The 16890-nt window shown below is 73.2% G+C and carries 12 protein-coding genes; 4 read left to right on the top strand and 8 right to left on the bottom strand.

The genetic code is table 11. The features are described 5' to 3' along the window. Nucleotides 1–94: 94 nt before the first annotated feature. Together UW392_RS66010 and UW392_RS66005 are read right to left on the bottom strand one after the other, a co-directional pair. Nucleotides 95–1063: a DNA polymerase thumb domain-containing protein gene (locus tag UW392_RS66010; RefSeq protein WP_320785080.1), complete on the bottom strand. Its 969-nt coding sequence runs from the start codon at nucleotides 1061–1063 to the stop codon at nucleotides 95–97. Next, nucleotides 1060–4614, bottom strand: coding sequence for a DNA polymerase III subunit alpha (locus UW392_RS66005; protein ID WP_320785079.1), 3555 nt, complete (start codon nucleotides 4612–4614; stop codon nucleotides 1060–1062). Before UW392_RS66005 ends, UW392_RS66010 begins: the two co-directional genes overlap by 4 nt. 154 nt (nucleotides 4615–4768) lie before the next feature. On the opposite strand from UW392_RS66005, the gene UW392_RS66000 reads away from it, so the two are divergent. Further along, nucleotides 4769–5827, top strand: coding sequence for a DUF3533 domain-containing protein (locus UW392_RS66000; RefSeq protein WP_320785078.1), 1059 nt, complete (start codon nucleotides 4769–4771; stop codon nucleotides 5825–5827). 102 nt (nucleotides 5828–5929) lie between these two features. Here the strand turns inward: UW392_RS66000 and UW392_RS65995 are convergent, their stop codons facing one another. The 4 genes from UW392_RS65995 to UW392_RS65980 form a co-directional block, all read right to left on the bottom strand. Further along, a complete protein-coding gene (locus tag UW392_RS65995; RefSeq protein WP_320785077.1) occupies nucleotides 5930–7012 on the bottom strand; it encodes a S1 family peptidase in 1083 nt (360 codons plus the stop codon). A gap of 267 nt (nucleotides 7013–7279) precedes the next feature. Next, nucleotides 7280–8131: a slipin family protein gene (locus tag UW392_RS65990; protein WP_320785081.1), complete on the bottom strand. Its 852-nt coding sequence runs from the start codon at nucleotides 8129–8131 to the stop codon at nucleotides 7280–7282. Nucleotides 8132–8284: 153 nt separating this feature from the next. Next, complete coding sequence (locus tag UW392_RS65985) at nucleotides 8285–9190, bottom strand: S1 family peptidase (protein WP_320785076.1); 906 nt, start codon at nucleotides 9188–9190, stop codon at nucleotides 8285–8287. Nucleotides 9191–9425: 235 nt separating this feature from the next. Further along, complete coding sequence (locus tag UW392_RS65980; RefSeq protein WP_320785075.1) at nucleotides 9426–10634, bottom strand: DUF5685 family protein; 1209 nt, start codon at nucleotides 10632–10634, stop codon at nucleotides 9426–9428. A gap of 290 nt (nucleotides 10635–10924) precedes the next feature. On the opposite strand from UW392_RS65980, the gene UW392_RS65975 reads away from it, so the two are divergent. Further along, nucleotides 10925–11362, top strand: a complete 438-nt coding sequence (locus UW392_RS65975) for a cell division protein SepF (protein WP_320785074.1) — start codon at nucleotides 10925–10927, stop codon at nucleotides 11360–11362. A gap of 62 nt (nucleotides 11363–11424) precedes the next feature. Here the strand turns inward: UW392_RS65975 and UW392_RS65970 are convergent, their stop codons facing one another. Together UW392_RS65970 and UW392_RS65965 are read right to left on the bottom strand one after the other, a co-directional pair. Beyond that, nucleotides 11425–12600, bottom strand: coding sequence for an acyl-CoA dehydrogenase family protein (locus tag UW392_RS65970; protein ID WP_320785073.1), 1176 nt, complete (start codon nucleotides 12598–12600; stop codon nucleotides 11425–11427). Between the two features lie 81 nt (nucleotides 12601–12681). Continuing rightward, on the bottom strand, nucleotides 12682–14277 hold the full coding sequence (locus UW392_RS65965; protein WP_320785072.1) for an MFS transporter: 1596 nt from the start codon (nucleotides 14275–14277) through the stop codon (nucleotides 12682–12684). A gap of 341 nt (nucleotides 14278–14618) precedes the next feature. Between UW392_RS65965 and UW392_RS65960 the strand changes: the two genes are divergently transcribed. Continuing rightward, complete coding sequence (locus UW392_RS65960) at nucleotides 14619–15824, top strand: hypothetical protein (RefSeq protein WP_320785071.1); 1206 nt, start codon at nucleotides 14619–14621, stop codon at nucleotides 15822–15824. 252 nt (nucleotides 15825–16076) lie between these two features. Continuing rightward, nucleotides 16077–16890: phosphatase PAP2 family protein (locus tag UW392_RS65955; RefSeq protein ID WP_320785070.1), on the top strand; the 814-nt coding region annotated here is incomplete at its 3' end.

Here is a 16890-nt window from a genome sequence, read left to right as displayed (position 1 = left end):
GTTCCCCGCGCCCCTTGAGGGGCGCGGGGAACCGCGCGACCAGCCCTCACGGCGCCGCACCCGGCAAACGACCCCCACGCGCCCGGCGTGAAACCTACGCGGCCAGCGTGCCCGGCATCACCGCCCGGGGCCCGAACTTCGCCCGCGCGCGGTCCGCGACCTCCTCGATCCGGCGGACCTTGTCGTCCACCGGGTCGAAGGTGAGCTGGTGCGCGGCGTGCTCACCGGAGGTGAGTCCCTCCGCGCGCAGCGCGACCGCCCGGACCCGCGCGCGCTGGAGGCCGAGCGCCTCGTACAGCTCGTACGCGGTCCGGGTCAGCGCCGCCGAGTGCGCGGTCGGCTCGCGCAGGGTGCGGCTGCGGGTGGTGGCACTGCGGTCGGCGTAGCGGACGGTGAGGGTGAGGGTGCGGCAGACCTGGTCCAGGTTGCGCAGCCGGGAGCCGAGTTCCTCCGCGGCCGAGAGCAGGGCGCGCCGGTGCCGGGCGGGGTCGAGTTCGTCCCGGTCGAAGGGGCGCTCGGCGGCGAGCGACCGGGAGACGCCGTCGGGGACGACCCGGCCCCGGTCGACGCCGTTCGCCCGCTCACTCAGTTCACGGCCGGTCTTCGCGCCGACCAGCCGCTGGAGCGTGGACAGGGGTGCGGCGGCGACCCGGCCGAGGGTGTCGAGGCCGTACTCGCACAGGGTGCGCGCGGTCGCGGGGCCGACCCCCGGCAGCGCGACGACCGGCTTGCCGGCGAGGAAGCCGGTCACCTCCTCCTCGCGCACCGCGCGGGGCGTGCCCGGCCGGGCCTCGCGCAGCGCCATGCGGGCCGTCATCGGTCCCGGCCCGGCGCCGATCGCGCAGTCGACGCCGTGCAGCGCGAGGGCGCGGACGCGGATCACCGAGGCCAGTTCCACGGCGTCCCGCCCGAAGTACCGTTCGGCGCCGCGCAGATCGGCCAGCGCCCCGTCCGGCGGCAGCGCCTCGACGACCGGCGTGAACTCCTCCAGCAGGCCTAGCAGGCCGGGCAGGGCGGCCTCGTACATCGGCGGCAGCTGGAAACGTACGCAGAGGATGGTCATCCCGCACTCCCCGGACTCTGGTGCCACAACTTCCTCATCCCCGCGGGCCCTTCGCCCGCGGGGCGCAGATCGGCCCAGGGGTGCATCTCGTACCCCGTGGGCATGCGGATGCTCCGCCGCCGTTCCATCGCGTCCTGGGCCGCGGAGCCGGCCGGGGCGGGCTGTCCGTCCGATCCGGTGACGCGGCGGCGCGCGGCGGCCTCCGCGTCGTCGGGCGCGGTCGCCGTGCCGGAGCCGCCGGCCAGCCGGGCCGCGACCCCGTCGAGGCCCTCCTCGCGCCGCACCTCCAGCAGTTCCGCGAGGTTCCAGGCGGCGGAGCCCACCACGCTGAAGCTGCGCGGGCCGCGGCGCTGGACCGTTCCGCGCACCAGCAGCAGCCAGGAGTGGAAGACGGTGTGCGCGCAGGTGTCGTGGGAGTCGTCGAAGAAGGCGAGGTCGACCAGGCCGCTGCCGTCGTCCAGGGTGGAGAAGATGACCCGCCGGCCGGACCGGACCGGCGGGGTCTGGGTGGCCGCCTTGGCGCCCGCGACCAGCACGGTCTCGCCGTTCCTGACCTCGCGCAGCCGCTTGGCCGACACCACGCCCAGCTCGCGCAGGAACTCCTTGTGGTCGTCCATGAGGTTGCGCGAGGCGTCCATCGACAGCACGCCCAGTTCGGCGCTGAGCCTCTCCGCCGAGGTGAGGTCGGGCAGCCCGGCGGCGGCGGTCTTCCAGCCGCCGGCGAGGGGCAGCTGGTCGCCGCGTCCGCCGCGGGCGCCCCGGTGCAGCTCGGTCAGGTGCAGTTGCAGGTCGCGGCGGTTGGCGCCGAACGCGTCCAGCGCGCCGACCTGCGCGAGCCGTCCGGCCAGCGGGCGGCTGGGGCGGGCCCGTTCCCAGAAGTCGAGCAGGGAGGCGTACGGCTGCCCGGCGGCGATCCGCTCGGCCTCGGCCTCGCTGATGCCGTGCACGTCGAGGAGGGCCAGCCGCAGTCCCCACGCTCCCGGTCCCGGCCCCTTGGACCCCTTTGATTCAGACACCAGTTCGATACGGTGGGCGACGCCCGACCGGTTCACGTCCAGCGGCAGGATCGGCACCCCGCGCCGCCGCGCGTCCGCCAGCAGCAGCCGCTTGGGATACATGCCGGGGTCGTGGGTGAGCAGCCCGGCGTAGAAGGCGGCCGGGTGGTGGGTCTTCAGCCAGGCCGACTGGTAGGTGGGGACGGCGAAGGCGACCGCGTGCGCCTGGCAGAAGCCGTAGCTGCCGAACGCCTCGACGATCCCCCAGGTCCGCTGAATCGTTTCCGCGTCGTACCCGTTGGCCGCCGCGTGCTGGGCGAACCACACCTTGATCCGGCCCTGCGACTCCGGGTCGGAGAGCCCGCGCCGCACCCGGTCGGCCTCGCCCCGGCCGCAGCCGGTCATGATCGCCACGATGTCGATGACCTGCTCGTGGAAGACGACGACCCCGTAGGTGCGCCGCAGCGGCTCCTCCAGGTCGGGGTGCGGGTAGCGCACCGGCGCCCGTCCGTGCCGGGCCTCGATGAACGGCCGCACCATGTCGGCGGCGACCGGACCCGGCCGGAAGAGCGAGATGTCGACGACCAGGTCGTGGAAGGTCGCCGGCTGGAGCCGCCCCACCAGGTCCCGCTGGCCCGGCGACTCGATCTGGAAGCAGCCCAGCGTCTCGGCGGTCCGGATCAGGGCGTACGTCGCCGGGTCGCCCTCCGGCACCGCGTCCAGGTCGACCCGCTCCCCCGTGGCCCGCTCCACCTCGGCGACCGCATGCGCCATCGCCGACTGCATCCGTACCCCCAGCACGTCCAGTTTGAGCAGCCCCAGCTCCTCCACGTCGTCCTTGTCGAACTGCGCCATCGGAAATCCCTCGCCGCTGGTCGGCATGACCGGCGTACGGGAGAGAAGGGAGGCGTCCGAGAGCAGGACCCCGCAGGGGTGCATGGCCATCCCGCGCGGCAGCGCGTCCAGCCCCTCGACCAGTTCCCAGAGCCGGCCGTACCGCTCCTTGCGGCCCGCCAGTTCACGCAGCTCGGGGAGTTCGTCGAGCGCCGCGCGGGCGTCGCGGGCGCGGATGTGCGGGAAGGACTTGGCGACCCGGTCGATCTCGGCGGGGTCCATGGACAGCGCGGCGCCGACGTCGCGGATGGCGTGCCGCACCCGGTACGTCTCCGGCATCGCGACCGTCGCGACCCGCTCGGCGCCGAACCGGCCGATGATCGCGCGGTACACCTCCAGGCGGCGCGCGGACTCCACGTCGACGTCGATGTCGGGCAGCACCACCCGCTCCTTGGACAGGAACCGCTCCATCAGCAGCCCGTGCTCGACGGGGTCGGCGTGCGCGATGCCGAGCAGGTGGTTGACGAGCGAGCCCGCGCCGGAGCCGCGCGCGGCGACCCGGATGCCCATGTCCCGTACGTCGTCCACGACCTGGGCGACGGTGAGGAAGTAGGAGGCGAAGCCGTGGTGGCCGATGATGTCCAGCTCGTGGTGCATCCGCTCCCAGTACCTACGGTGGCCGCGCCGCCGGTCGTAGCCGCGCCGGACCATGCCCGCCGCCGCGCGGGAGGCGAGCGCCCGCTGGGCGGTGCGGCGGCCGGCGCCGACGAGGTGCGGTTCGGGGAAGTGGACGGCGCCCATACCGAGGTCGTCCTCGGGGTCGACGAGACACGCGGCGGCCGTCGCCCGGGTCTGTTCGAGGAGCCGGTGGGCGGTGTCGCGGCGGAAACCGGCGGCCTCCACGATCCGCTCGGCGGTCCGCTCCATCGCCCCGGCGTCCTTGAGCCACGCCTCCCCCGAGTCCAGCTCCTTGGTCGCGTCGACCGGGACCAGACGGCGGGCGGCGTCCAGCACGTCGGCGACCGGACCCTGGCCGGGGTCGGCGTAGCGGACGGCGTTGGTCAGCACCGGGCGCACCCCCTGCTCGGCGGCGAAGCCGACGGTGCGGGCGGCCAGCCGCAGGGAGCCGGGTCCGGTGCCCGTACGGCCGTGCCAGACGGCCTCCAGGCGCAGGCCGTCGCCGTACACCTCCCGCCAGGGCGCGAGCAGCCGGGCCGCGCGGTCGGGCCGCCCGGCGACGAGGGCGCGGCCGACGTCGGAGTCCGGGCCGAGCAGGACGGTCAGGCCGTCGGCGTGGTTGTCGGGCCAGGTGAGCAAGGGGGTCTCCGGGGCCGTATGGGCCGCCGAGACCAGCCGGCACAGGTCCGCCCAGCCGTGGGCCCCGTCCCGGGCCAGGAAGGTGACCCGCTGGGCCGACTCGTCGACGAAGGCGCCGCCGCGCACGGGGGCGCGGCGCCGGTCCCGGCGTACGGAGGTGTCGCCGTGGACCGGCGCGGCGGCGGGCGGCGGCGCGACCGCCAGGTCCGCGCCGAACAGCGGCCGGACCCCCTCCTTCGCGCAGGCCTTGGCGAAGCGGACGGCGCCCGCGAGGGTGTCGCGGTCGGTGAGGGCGAGGGCGTCCATGCCGCGCTCGGCGGCGCGCTCGGCCAGCCGCTCGGGGTGCGAGGCGCCGTAGCGCAGGGAGAACCCGGAGACGGTGCGCAGATGCGTGAAACCCGGCACGCGCACCTCCCGCACTCGCTTCCCTCCGACGCTCTATCGAACGTCTGTTCCAACTGCCTCTCCCCCACCATACCCCCATCTTCGAATATGTGTACGACATCCGTTCGGCCTCGCCCCACCTGCGCAAACGCGCCCGGGACCGGACCGTGGGGACATGTCACACACCCCGGCCACCGAACGACGGAACGTCTCCTTCCTGACCGAGGTGCGGGACGCCGTCACCCCGCGGGCCACGCTGCTCGTGCTCGGCGTGATCGCGCTCCAGCTGCTCTTCATCGCCTCCTACGTCGGGGCGCTGCACGACCCGGAGCCGAAGGACGTGCCCTTCGGGGTGGCCGCCCCCGGCACCGCGGCGAAGGAGACTGCGGCCCGCCTGGAGAAGCTGCCCGGCACCCCGCTGGACCCGCGCACGGTGACGGACGAGGCGGACGCCCGGCAGCGGATCATGGACCGGGAGATCGACGGCGCGCTGATCGTGGACCCGCGCGGCAGCCGGGACACGCTGCTGGTCGCCTCCGGCGGCGGCACCGCCCTCGCCACCACCCTGGAGACCCTCGTCACCGGCCTGGAGAAGGAGCAGCGGCGGACGGTGGAGACCGTCGACGTGGCCCCGGCCTCCGGGCGGGACTTCGACGGGCTGTCGTCCTTCTACCTGGTCGTCGGCTGGTGCGTCGGCGGCTACCTGTGCGCCTCGATCCTCGCGATCAGCACCGGCGCCCGGCCCGCGAACCCGCGCCGGGCGGCGATCCGGCTGATCGTGATGGCGCTGGTCTCGATCGTCGGCGGGCTCGGCGGCGCGGTGATCATCGGGCCGGTCCTCGGGGCGCTGCCCGGCAGTGTGCTGGACCTGTGGGGGCTGGGCGCCCTGACCACGTTCGCGGTCGGCGCGGCCACCCTCGCCCTCCAGGGCGTCTTCGGGATCGTCGGCATCGGCCTGGCGATCCTGCTCGTGGTGGTCGCGGGCAACCCGAGCGCGGGCGGCGCCTTCCCGCTGCCGATGCTGCCGCCGTTCTGGAAGGCGATCGGCCCGGCGCTGCCGCCGGGCGCGGGCACCTGGGCGGCGCGCTCGATCGCGTACTTCAAGGGCAACGCCCTGACCGCCTCGCTGCTGGTGCTGTGGGCGTGGGCGGTGGCGGGGGTCCTGCTCACGCTGGCCGCGGCGGCGCTGCGCCGCAGGCGGCACGAGCCGGAGCTGCCCACCCAGGCCGGCTGAGAGCCGTACGCGTGCCCGGGTCCCGCCCCCGCCCGTACGCACCGAGGTCCCGCCCCTCGCGCGCGGGGCGGGACCTCGGTGCGACCCGTGGGGGGAGTCCGGTCAGCCGATCTCGGTCCCGGTGGCCGACAGGGCCTCCGTCACCGGCTGGAAGAAGGTCTCGCCGCCGGAGGTGCAGTCGCCGCTGCCGCCGGAGGTGAGGCCGATCGCGTCGCTCCCCGAGAAGAGCGAGCCGCCGCTGTCACCGGGCTCGGCGCAGACGTCGGTCTGGATGAGGCCGTTGACGATGTCGCCGTTGCCGTAGTTCACGGTGGCGTCCAGGCCGGTGACCGTGCCGTCGTGCACCTGGGTGGTGGACCCGCTGCGGGTCACCGCCAGGCCCACGGTGGCCTCGGCCGCGCCCGAGATGGACTGCGCGGAGCCGTCGTAGAGGTTGACCTCGCTCGGGTGGTCCACGTCGGCGGTGTACTTGACCAGGCCGTAGTCGTCGTCCGGGAAGCTGGACACCTCGTTCTCGCCGATGACGCCGCCGGAGGAGTCCGACCACGAGGTGATCGCCTCGGTGCAGTGCCCGGCGGTCAGGAAGTACGGCTCGCCGTCCTTGACCACGTTGAAGCCGAGCGAGCAGCGTCCGCCGCCGCCCGTGATGGCGTCGCCGCCCGCGACGAAGGGCTTGTACTCCCCCTTCGTCCGCTTCAGCTCGGCCTTGGCGCCGAGCCCCTCGACCACCTCGGTGAGCTTGGCCCACTCGGCCTTCGAGACCGTGCGGTCGGCGGTGACGACGACCTTGTTGGTGGTCGGGTCGGTCACCCAGGAGGTGCCCGGCACGGAGGCGTCCCGGGTGAGGGCGGTGCGGGCGCTCTTCAGGTCGGCGAGCGAGTTCTCCACGACTCTGGCCCGCGCCCCGGCCGCCTCGACGGTCCGCGCGGCGGCGTCGTCGACCACGTTGACCACGAGGCTCTTGGCCCGCGCGTCGTAGTACGTGCCGGCGGCGTCGGAGCCGAGGTCGTCGAGCAGGGTGGAAGCGAGCTTTCCGGCCGCCGTGGCCGACAGGGTCTCGGGCGAGACCTCGGCCGGCGCTTCGCTGGCGTTCGCAGTCTGGAAGCTGACTCCCGCGGCGACCAGCGCGGCGATGCCCGCGCCTGCCACGGCTGCCCGCCGCTTGGGTATGCGTCGGTGGTTCAACTCATGTCCTCCTGTGGGGGGTCGGTCCGTGCGGTTGTGGGGACCTCGCGGACCGGAAGGCCGGTTGACAGGCGCTTACTCTTCCGAACGGCACAGGTCGCACACAAGGTCGACTTCGAGACGTGCGCACGACAACACCAGTGCGCGCACACGTTCTCCACCGTTTGCTTCCGCTCCTGGGACGATACGCGGAGCAAACACGAGCGGCGAAAAGATCCTGAAACGATCCGCTGCGGATCTCCGCCCGGTCCTCGTGGGGAACGAGGTCTAGTCCTGTCTGGATTCCACCTCTTGCCTCTCGCTGTCCGGCTGTGCGTCTACGCGCGGTGGCCCGCTCCGGCCGGGTTCGGGACCCGCCGGCTGGGCCGCCCGTTCCAGGAACCGCAGCAGTTCCACCGGGAAGGGCAGGACGAGGGTGGAGTTCTTCTCCGCCGCGACCGCGACCACCGTCTGGAGCAGGCGCAGCTGGAGCGCGGCGGGCGTCTCCGACATCTCCTTGGCCGCCTCGGAGAGCTTGCGCGAGGCCTGGAGCTCGGCATCGGCGTTGATGATCCGGGCCCGCCGCTCCCGGTCGGCCTCGGCCTGCCGGGCCATCGAACGCTTCATGGTCTCGGGCAGGGAGACGTCCTTGATCTCGACGCGGTCGATGTGCACGCCCCAGCCGACGGCCGGGCTGTCGATCATCAGCTCCAGACCCTCGTTGAGCTTCTCCCGGTTGGAGAGCAGGTCGTCCAGGTCGCTCTTGCCGATGATGGAGCGCAGCGAGGTCTGCGCCATCTGGGAGACCGCGAAGCGGTAGTCCTCCACCTTCACCAGGGCCTCGGCGGCGTCCACGACCTTGAAGTAGACGACCGCGTCGACCTTCACCGTCACGTTGTCCCGGGTGATGCCCTCCTGGGCGGGGACCGGCATCGTCACGATCTGCAGATTGACCTTGTGCAGGCGGTCCACGAACGGCACCACCGTGGTGAAGCCCGGACCGCGCACGCTCGGCCGGAGCCGGCCGAGCCGGAAGACCACACCCCGTTCGTACTGCTTGACGACCCGCGCCGCGGCCATCACGTACACCGCGCCCGCGGACACGACCGCCACTCCCGTCGCCACCAGCTCCTCGACCATCACGGCCCCCAGGGTCCGAAGTGGGCGCATCGGGTGCTCTTTGTGCGCTTCTTCGACGGTAACGCCGCTTCCGTACAAAAGGGAGCCCCCGCACGGCAGTTGCCGTGCGGGGGCTCGTCTCGCCGCTGGCTGCGCGGAGAAACCGGTGCCGGATCAGTAGACGCTGACGCCGTACGCGCTCAGGGCCTCGGTGACGGGCTGGAAGAACGTCGTCCCGCCGGAGGTGCAGTCGCCGCTGCCGCCGGAGGTGAGGCCGTAGGCGGTGCCGTTGCTGCCGTAGAGCGAACCGCCGGAGTCGCCGGGCTCGGCGCAGACCGTGGTCTGGATCAGCCCGTAGACGATGTCGCCGCTGCCGTAGTTGACGGTGGCGTTGAGGGCGGTGACACGGCCGCTGTGGGTGCCGGTGGTGGAACCGTCACGGATGACGGTGGAGCCCACGCTCGGGGTGCCGGCGCCGGTGATGTCGACGCCGTTGGCGGTGCCGGGCCGGGCGACGGACCCGGTGTACCGGACGATGCCGTAGTCGTTGGTCGGGAAGCTGGAGCCCGCGGTCGTACCGATGGCGGTGGTCCGCGCGGAGTTGGAGTACCAGGTGCCCGCGCCGTCGGTGCAGTGACCGGCGGTCACGAAGTACTGCGTCCCGCTGCTGTTCTGGACGTTGAAGCCCAGCGAACAGCGCCAGCTGCTCGCGTAGATGGCGTCGCCGCCCTGGATCAGCTTGTTGAACGTGCCGTTGGTGCGCTTGATCGTGAGCGCGCCGGCCTGGTCGCCGGCCTGCTCCTTGATCTCCGCGATCTCGGCCTTGGAGACCGTCTCGTCGACGGTGACCAGGACCTGGCCCGACTTGCTGTCGACCGCCCAGGCGGTGCCCGGGACGTCCGCCTTCAGCACCGAGTCGCTCGCGCTCTTGAGCTCGGCGGAGCTGAAGGTGGTGGGGGTGTCGGCGGCGGTCGCGCTGGGGACCGCGATCGCGGCGGCGGCCACGAGGCCGGTGGAGACGGCGATCAGCCGGGTACGTCTCGTGATGCCGCTGCGGGGGGTGGTGCGCTTGATCCTCACTTTGCGTCCCTCCACGGGGGAAGTAGGGGGTCCATTCGTGGGGTTCATGGACCCGTGAGGCGCAGCCAGAGGCCCGGATGTCCGGGTTCCGGAAAGGTCGTGCCCCTGACAAGCGCTGAGGGGAGTATTCGGCCGAACGAACGGTCGGCGCAAGGGTGCCTTTCGGCCGTCACCTCTTGTATGACCGGAGCTGTTCCGCCGTATACGAACGACCCTCCCCCTCGGCGGGCACGGCTCAGCAGTCGCAGCCGCAATCGCAATCGCAGTTCTCGCAGCACTTGCCGCAGCAGTCGCAGCAGCTGCAGCAGTCACTGCACCCGCTGCAGTCACAGCAGTCGCACCCGTTGCAGGCACCCTGCTTGCGCTCCCTGGACCAGGGGTCCTCGTAGGTTCCGCAGCACAGCTGGCAGGTGCAGGCAAGACCGGCCCACACGGCGCACCCCGCGAGCAGCCCCCGCCGCCGGTCGCGGTGCGGCGGCTCCGGGGGCGGCGGGGCACCGGGCGGAGTGCCGTGCGGAGCGCCGGGCGCGGGCGGGGTGCCGGGCGGGGTGCCGGGGGTCGTGTACGGATGGGAGCCGTGCGCGCAGGAGCCCGTCCCGAAGGCGCGGTCGACGGAGGTCCGCAGCTCGTGCGCGAGCAGCCGGTGGACCAGCCGGCCGTCCGTGAACTCGGCCTCGCGCAGCGCGAGCCGCACCCCGTGCACGGCGTCGTCGGCGAGCCGCCGGGCCTCCGCGAGCGGGGTCGCGGTGGCGGTGAGCGGGTTCCAGGCCCCGCGCGCGGCGTCGGCCTCCCGGTCCTCCACGGCGTCCAGGAGGTGGGCGAGCCGCCCGAAGAGCCGCCCCGCCTCCGCGAGCGGCCCGGCGTTGTCCGGCCGCCCGGCGAGGTGCGCGGTGTGCGCGAAGGCGGCGGCGGTCGCCGTCTCGGTCGGCTCGGTCACGGCGAGGACCGGCGTGCCGGGCCCGGCGAGCGCCTCGATGCCGCCCTGCCGGTCCACGGCGTCGACCAGGACGGCGGTGTCGAAGCCGACGGCGGTGCCGGTGCGGGCGCCGGCCGCGTCCCAGCGGGCGGCGACCCGGCGGGCGGCGCGGGCCACCGGAGCGCGCCGCAGCAGCCCGTCGCCGTCGGCGGCGTGGTCGCGGACCTTCGCGGAGGCCAGCACCAGGGAGACGGCCGCCGCAAGCCGCGCCCCCTCGCCCTGCGCGACGGAGGCGGTGCGCATGCCGCGCAACGGGCAGGGACCCGCCGTACGCCGCGCGCCGCCGCCGCGTTCGGCCTGAGCCTCCGTCAACACCGAGATGAGCAGCCCGTCGTAGTTGGTCACGATGCGGGCGAACTGACCGTGGTCCCCGCGCAGTGCCAGGCACAATCCGCACAGGTGCGCCATCCACTCGCCGACCAGGTTCTCACCGAGCCGGTGGCGGCAGGGCCTGACTATTCCGAACACGACACTCCCCCGTGTCTCACTGCAATCGCTGAGCTGCGGCATCGTACCGAGCGCGGTTCACCCGTACGCTCCGTGGCTCACCCGTCCGCCAGGAAGAGTCATATTTCACTCACAGTCAGCAGCCGTTTGGGAAACGACCCTTGGGACACATGGACTCTCGACGGATTCGCTGTGCACCAGTACCGTCACAAACCCCCCGCGCGGCGTCTATCCACTTGGCGCGACGTCCGCATCATGGATGACCATAGGGATGCGGAAGGCACGAAAGAACGCTGTGGAAGGAGGCGTCCATGGGATCGGTACGCAAGGCGAGTGCGTGGCTCGGCCTCGTCGACGACAACGATGACGAGCGCTACTACGACGACGACTACTCCGAGGGCAACGAGTCCCAGGACGCCTGGGTCACGGACCCCCGGGTCAAGGTGGCCGCGGACACGGCCGAGGAGAAGGGCCGCCGGATCGGCACGGTCACCCCGGACAGCTTCCGGGACGCCCGCGCCATCGGCGAGCTGTTCCGGGACGGCGTCCCGGTCATCATGAACCTCACGGCCATGGAAGCCGGCGACGCCAAGCGCGTGGTCGACTTCGCGGCCGGTCTGATCTTCGGCCTGCGCGGCTCCATCGAGCGCGTGTCGAGCCGGGTGTTCCTGCTCAGCCCGGCCGACACCCAGGTCATCAACGGCGAGCCGGCCGCGCACCGCACGGACGGCTTCTTCAACCAGAGCTGAGGCGAGGCCGCCCCCGCCGGCCCCGTCCCCGCTCCGACCCGCCCGACCCGCTCCACCGGCTCTTACCGGAACGCGTCGATTCCGGTGAGCGCCTTGCCCAGCACGAGCTGGTGCATCTCGACGGTGCCCTCGTAGGTGAGCACCGACTCCAGGTTCGTCGCGTGCCGCATGACCGGGTACTCCAGGGAGATCCCGTTGGCACCGAGGACCGTCCGCGCCGTGCGGCAGATCTCGATCGCCTCCCGTACGTTGTTCAGCTTGCCGAAGCTGACCTGTTCGGGACGGAGCCGGCCCGCGTCCATGCGCCGCCCCAGGTGATGGGCGAGCAGGATCCCCTTGTGCAGTTCGACCGCCATGTCGGCGAGCTTGGCCTGGGTGAGCTGGAAGCCGCCGATGGGCCGCCCGAACTGCTCGCGCGTCCTCGCGTACTCCAGCGCCGACTCGAAGCAGCTGCGCGCCGCGCCCATCGCGCCCCAGACGATCCCGTACCGGGCGTGGGTGAGACAGCTGAGCGGCCCGCGCAGGCCGGTGGCCTCCGGCAGCACGGCGTCGGCGGGCAGCCGTACGTCGTCGAGGACGAGTTCGCTGGTGACCGAGGCTCGCAGGGACCACTTGTGCTTGATCTCGGGTGCGGAGAACCCTGGGCTCTCGGCCGGGACGACGAACCCGCGGATGCCGTCGTCGCCGGTCTGCGCCCAGACGACGGCGACCCCGGCGACCGATCCGTTGGTGATCCACATCTTGCGGCCGTTCAGCACCCAGTCGGTGCCGTCGCGCTTGGCGTACGTCCGCATCCCCGCGGGGTCGGAGCCGTGGTCGGGCTCGGTCAGCCCGAAGCAGCCGATGACCTCGCCGGCGGCCATGCGGGGCAGCCACGCCCGCTTCTGCTCCTCGCTGCCGAAGCGGTGGATCGCGTACATGGCGAGGGAGCCCTGGACGGAGACGAGGGAGCGGATGCCGGAGTCGGCGGCCTCCAGTTCCAGGCAGGCCAGGCCGTACTGGACGGCGCTCGCGCCCGCGCAGCCGTACCCGGTGAGGGACATGCCGAGGGCGCCGATCTCCCCCAGTTCCCGGGCCAGCTCCCGCACGCCGGGCAGCCGTCCCTCCTCGTACCACTGCGCCACGTACGGCAGGACGCGGTCCGCGGCCCAGGAGCGGACGGTGTCGCGGACCGCGAGTTCCTCGGGGTCGAGCAGGTCGTCGAGGCCGAGGGGGTCGGTGGGGTCGAACGGGGGCATGCGTCCCTCCGGGGCGTTTGACTAGCACCGCTAACTTCTATGTCTCCCCACTCTCCCACCCACGCGGAGACGGCAGAGAGATCAGACCGGGACGCGTGACTCCGCGGCGTCGCGGGGTGCCGGCACGGCCACCGCCTCGCACCGCATCCCCCGCGGCAACCGCAACGCCATCAACGCCCCCAACAGCAGCAGTCCCGCACTCACGAGCAGCGTCACGTGCAGCCCGTGCACGAACGCCCCCGCCGCCGCCGACCGCAGCGCCGCCCCGCCCGGCCCCCCGAGCCGCGCGGCGACCTCGTACGCCTCCCCGAGCGAGTGCCCCGCGGCCTCGGCCGCCGACGCCGGTACCCCGGCGACCCCGGCGAGTCCGGGCGCGTACGCCGCGTTCATGACCGTACCGAGGAGCGCGATCCCGATCCCGGCGCCCAGTTGGTACGACGTCTCGCCGATCGCCGCCGCCCCGCCGGACTGCTCCGCCGGGGCCTCGCTCAGCATCGACTCGTACGCCCCGAACAGCGTGGTCTCCAGACCGAAGCCCAGCAGCACGAACCCGCCGAGCATCAGCCCCCACGCGTCCGAGCGCCCGAGCGCCGTCAGCAGCAGCACCGCACCGGCCGTCAGGCAGAACCCGGCGCAGACCATCCGGCGCGGCCCCAGCCACCGCAGCATCCGCGCCCCCGCCAGGCCCGCCGCCATCGCCGCGAACGTCAGCGGCAGCAGCCGCAGCCCGGTCTGCAGGGGCGACAGCCCGAGCACCAGTTGCAGGTACTGCGCCGCGATCAGCTCCAGGCCGACCAGCGCGAGCATCGCCAGCACGATGCAGCCGACCGACGTGCTGAACGCCGGCCGCCGGAACATCGCGAGGTCCACCAGGGGGTGGGCGCGCCGCCGCTGGCGCCGTACGAACACGGTGAGCAGCACGGCACCGGTCACCAGCGGGACCAGCGTGAGCAGGCTCGCCGGCGCCTCCCCGCCGCCGAGCCGCTTGACGCCGAGGACCACTCCGAACAGCCCGGCCGCCGCCAGCAGCGCGCCGACCACGTCCCAGGGGCCCCGGCCGTCGCCCTTGGACTCGGGCAGCAGCAGCCGGCCCACCGGCAGGCTGATGAGCATCAGCGGGATGTTGACCAGGAAGACCGAGCCCCACCAGAAGTGCTCCAGGAGGAACCCGCCGAGCAGTGGTCCCACCGCCGCGCCGACGGCGGCCACCGCGCTCCAGATCCCGATCGCCAGCGCCCGCTCCCGCCGGTCGGGGAAGACCTGCCGCAGGATCGACAGCGTCGCGGGCATGATCATCGCGCCGCCGACGCCGAGCAGCGCGCGGGCCGCGATGAGGAACTGCGCGCTGTCGGCGCAGGCCGCGAGGGCGGAGGCGACGCCGAACAGGGCGTAGCCGAGGAGCAGGACACGTCTGCGGCCCACGCGGTCGCCGAGCGTGCCGAACAGGATCAGCAGCGAGGCGCAGACGAGGGGGTAGACGTCGACGATCCAGAGCAGTTCGATCGCGCCGGGCCTGAGGTCCTCGGTGACGGCGGGAACCGCCACGTGCAGGACGGTGGCGTCGAGGGCCACCAGCAGCAGGCTGACGCAGAGGACGACCAGGACCACCCAGCGGTTGGCACCGGCCCCGGCCGCCAGACGGCGCGGCCGAGCGGGGGCCGCGGTCGTCCCGGACATGTACGTACCTCCCAGAAGTTCCCTCGCGTGCGGCGGGCTCGCGGGGCGGGGAACTCCCGCGACTCGGCCGGAGAGGAGCGGGGTCTCCGGCCCGCGACGACAGCGAGTGGCTCGTCAGAGTACGCGAGTCCCCGCCCGGCGCGAGTGGCGGAGCTCACCCCTGCCCCGGCCGGGACTGTGGCATACACCACTGCCCACCGCCCGGCCCGGCCACGCCCACCGCCCGGTACGGCCCGGCCACGCCCACAACCCGATCCGACCACGCCCACCGCCCGGCCCGGCCATGCGGTCCCCACCCCCTGGCCGGTCCCCGGCCCCGAGGTCCCGTCGATAATCGGCCCGTGACCGATCTCGACACGCGTGCGGCGCCGGGCCGCTCCGCCGCCCCGCGCCGGGCCTCCTTGCGCCGGGCCGCCCCCGCGCTCCTCGGCTACGCGGCCGTACGCGCCCTGGGCCTGCTCGTCCTGGCGGTGTGGAGCGCGGCGCGCGACAAGAGCGCGTACACGCTGCTGACCGCCCGCTGGGACTCCCTGTGGTACTCCCGCGTCGCCGACGGCGGGTACGGCTACGAGGTGCGGCTGCCCCACGGGGACGTCCACTCCGACCTGGCGTTCTTCCCGCTGCTGCCGTGGCTGGAGCGGCTCGGCGCGGCGGTGTCGCCGCTGTCGTACGCGGACGCCGGCCTGGTCGTGAGCCTCCTCGCCTCGCTCGCCGCGGCGTGGGGGATCTACGCGGTCGGCGAGCACGTGCACGGGCGGCGCGCCGGGATCTGCCTGGTGCTGCTGTGGGCGGTGCTCCCGGTCGGCGTCGTGCAGTCGATGGCGTACAGCGAGTCGCTGTTCACGGCGCTGGCCGCCTGGTCGCTGTACGCGGTGCTGACCCGCCGGTGGGTGACGGCGGGCGCCCTGGCGCTGCTGGCCGGGCTGACCCGGCCGGTGGGGCTGGCGGTCGCGGCGGCGGTGTGGGTGGCCGCCGTTGCGGCATTCGCGCGAAGCGGGAGCCACCCCGCCGCGGACGGCGCCCCCGGGAGCGGACGCGCCCCCGGGGAGGGCGCGCGGCGGGCGCTCGGCATGCTGCTCGCACCCCTGGGCGCCGCCGGGTACGTCCTCTGGGTGGGCCACCGCACCGGCGACGGGGTGTTCGGTTACCTCGACGTACAGGCGGGGTGGCGCAACGGCTTCGACGGCGGCTGGGCCTTCGCCCGTTTCGTCGCCGACATGTTCACGTCGTTCCCGTCGGCCCTCGGGGGCGCCGGTCTCGTCGTGGGCGTGGCCCTGGTGGTCCTGCTCTACGCGGCCGGCGTCCGTCGGCGGGAGCCGCTTCCGCTGCTGGTGTACACGGGGCTCGTCACCCTGCTGGCCCTGTGCGCGTCGGGGTACTTCGGTTCGAAGCCGCGGCTGCTGCTGCCCGCGTTCCCGCTGCTGCTGCCCCTCGCGGTGGCCCTCGCCCGGGTACGGACGTCCAGGTCGGCGGCGGTACTGGCGATCCTGGCGGCGGGATCGGCGGCGTACGGGGCGTTCTGGCTGAACGGCTCCGGTCCGCCGTGACCTCCCGCGACCCCCGCCCCGGACACCCTCGGTGAGCACCGGGATAATTCCACACCAGCATTCGGTGAACTAATTCATAAGCACGATAAAACCGTCACCTGGAATGATCAAAAGAAATGAAGGTCACGATCGGCATGGTTGACGGAATCCCGGGAATTAGGACCCGTTCTGAGAGGAATCCCACATCACATCGTCATCACAAAGCCGTTGATTCGGCGGGGATGACAGCTCACTCGCTGTAACGTCGATTGGGTGCGTACCGAACGGAACCTCACCCGTCTGGACCGGGTGTTCGCGAGACTGGACCGGGAGCCCGAACGTCCGGTCCATCTCGATGTGCCGAAGATGAGCCGGCACAGGATCGCGTTGGTCGCCGGGTCCCTCGCCTTCTACGTGGCGATCGTCTGGGCCGTGGTGATCACCTCCTGGCTGGTCCGGCTCGACTGGCAGGTCATGTTCTTCCGGCCGTACCAGCAGTGGCCGGAGATCCACGCGATCGTGGACTACTACGTGGTGCTGGGCCAGCGCGGCCCGACCGCCGTGATGGTCGCCGCGTGGCTCGGCTGGCGCTCCTGGCGGCAGCACACGCTGCGTCCGCTGCTCGCGCTGGGCGTCTCGCTGCTGCTGCTGAACGTCACGGTGGGCGCCGCCAAGTACGGCATGGGCCGCCTCGGCCCGCACTACGCGGAGACGGTCGGGGCCAACGAGATGTGGGCCGGCGGCGATATATTTCCGAGCGGTCACACCGCGAACGCCGTGGTCACCTGGGGCATCCTGGCCTATCTGGCCTCCACACCGAGAGCCCGGCGCTGGCTCTCGGCGGTCTCCGCGGTCACCTCGCTCGGCGTCGGGATGTCCACCGTCTACCTCGGTACGCACTGGCTGAGCGACGTGGTCCTCGGCTGGGTCGCGGGCCTGCTGATCCTGCTGGCGCTGCCGTGGTTCGAGCCGCTGATCGCCCGCGGCGAGGCCTGGATCCTGGGCCTGCGCGACCGCTGGGCGGCACGGCCCGGCCGGACGGCGGCGGCGAGCGCCCCGGTGGTGCTCGCGCCCGGCGCCGCCGACC

This window comes from Streptomyces sp. CRN 30, from assembly GCF_034105845.1.
This window is presented reverse-complemented; position numbering and strand designations above follow the sequence as displayed.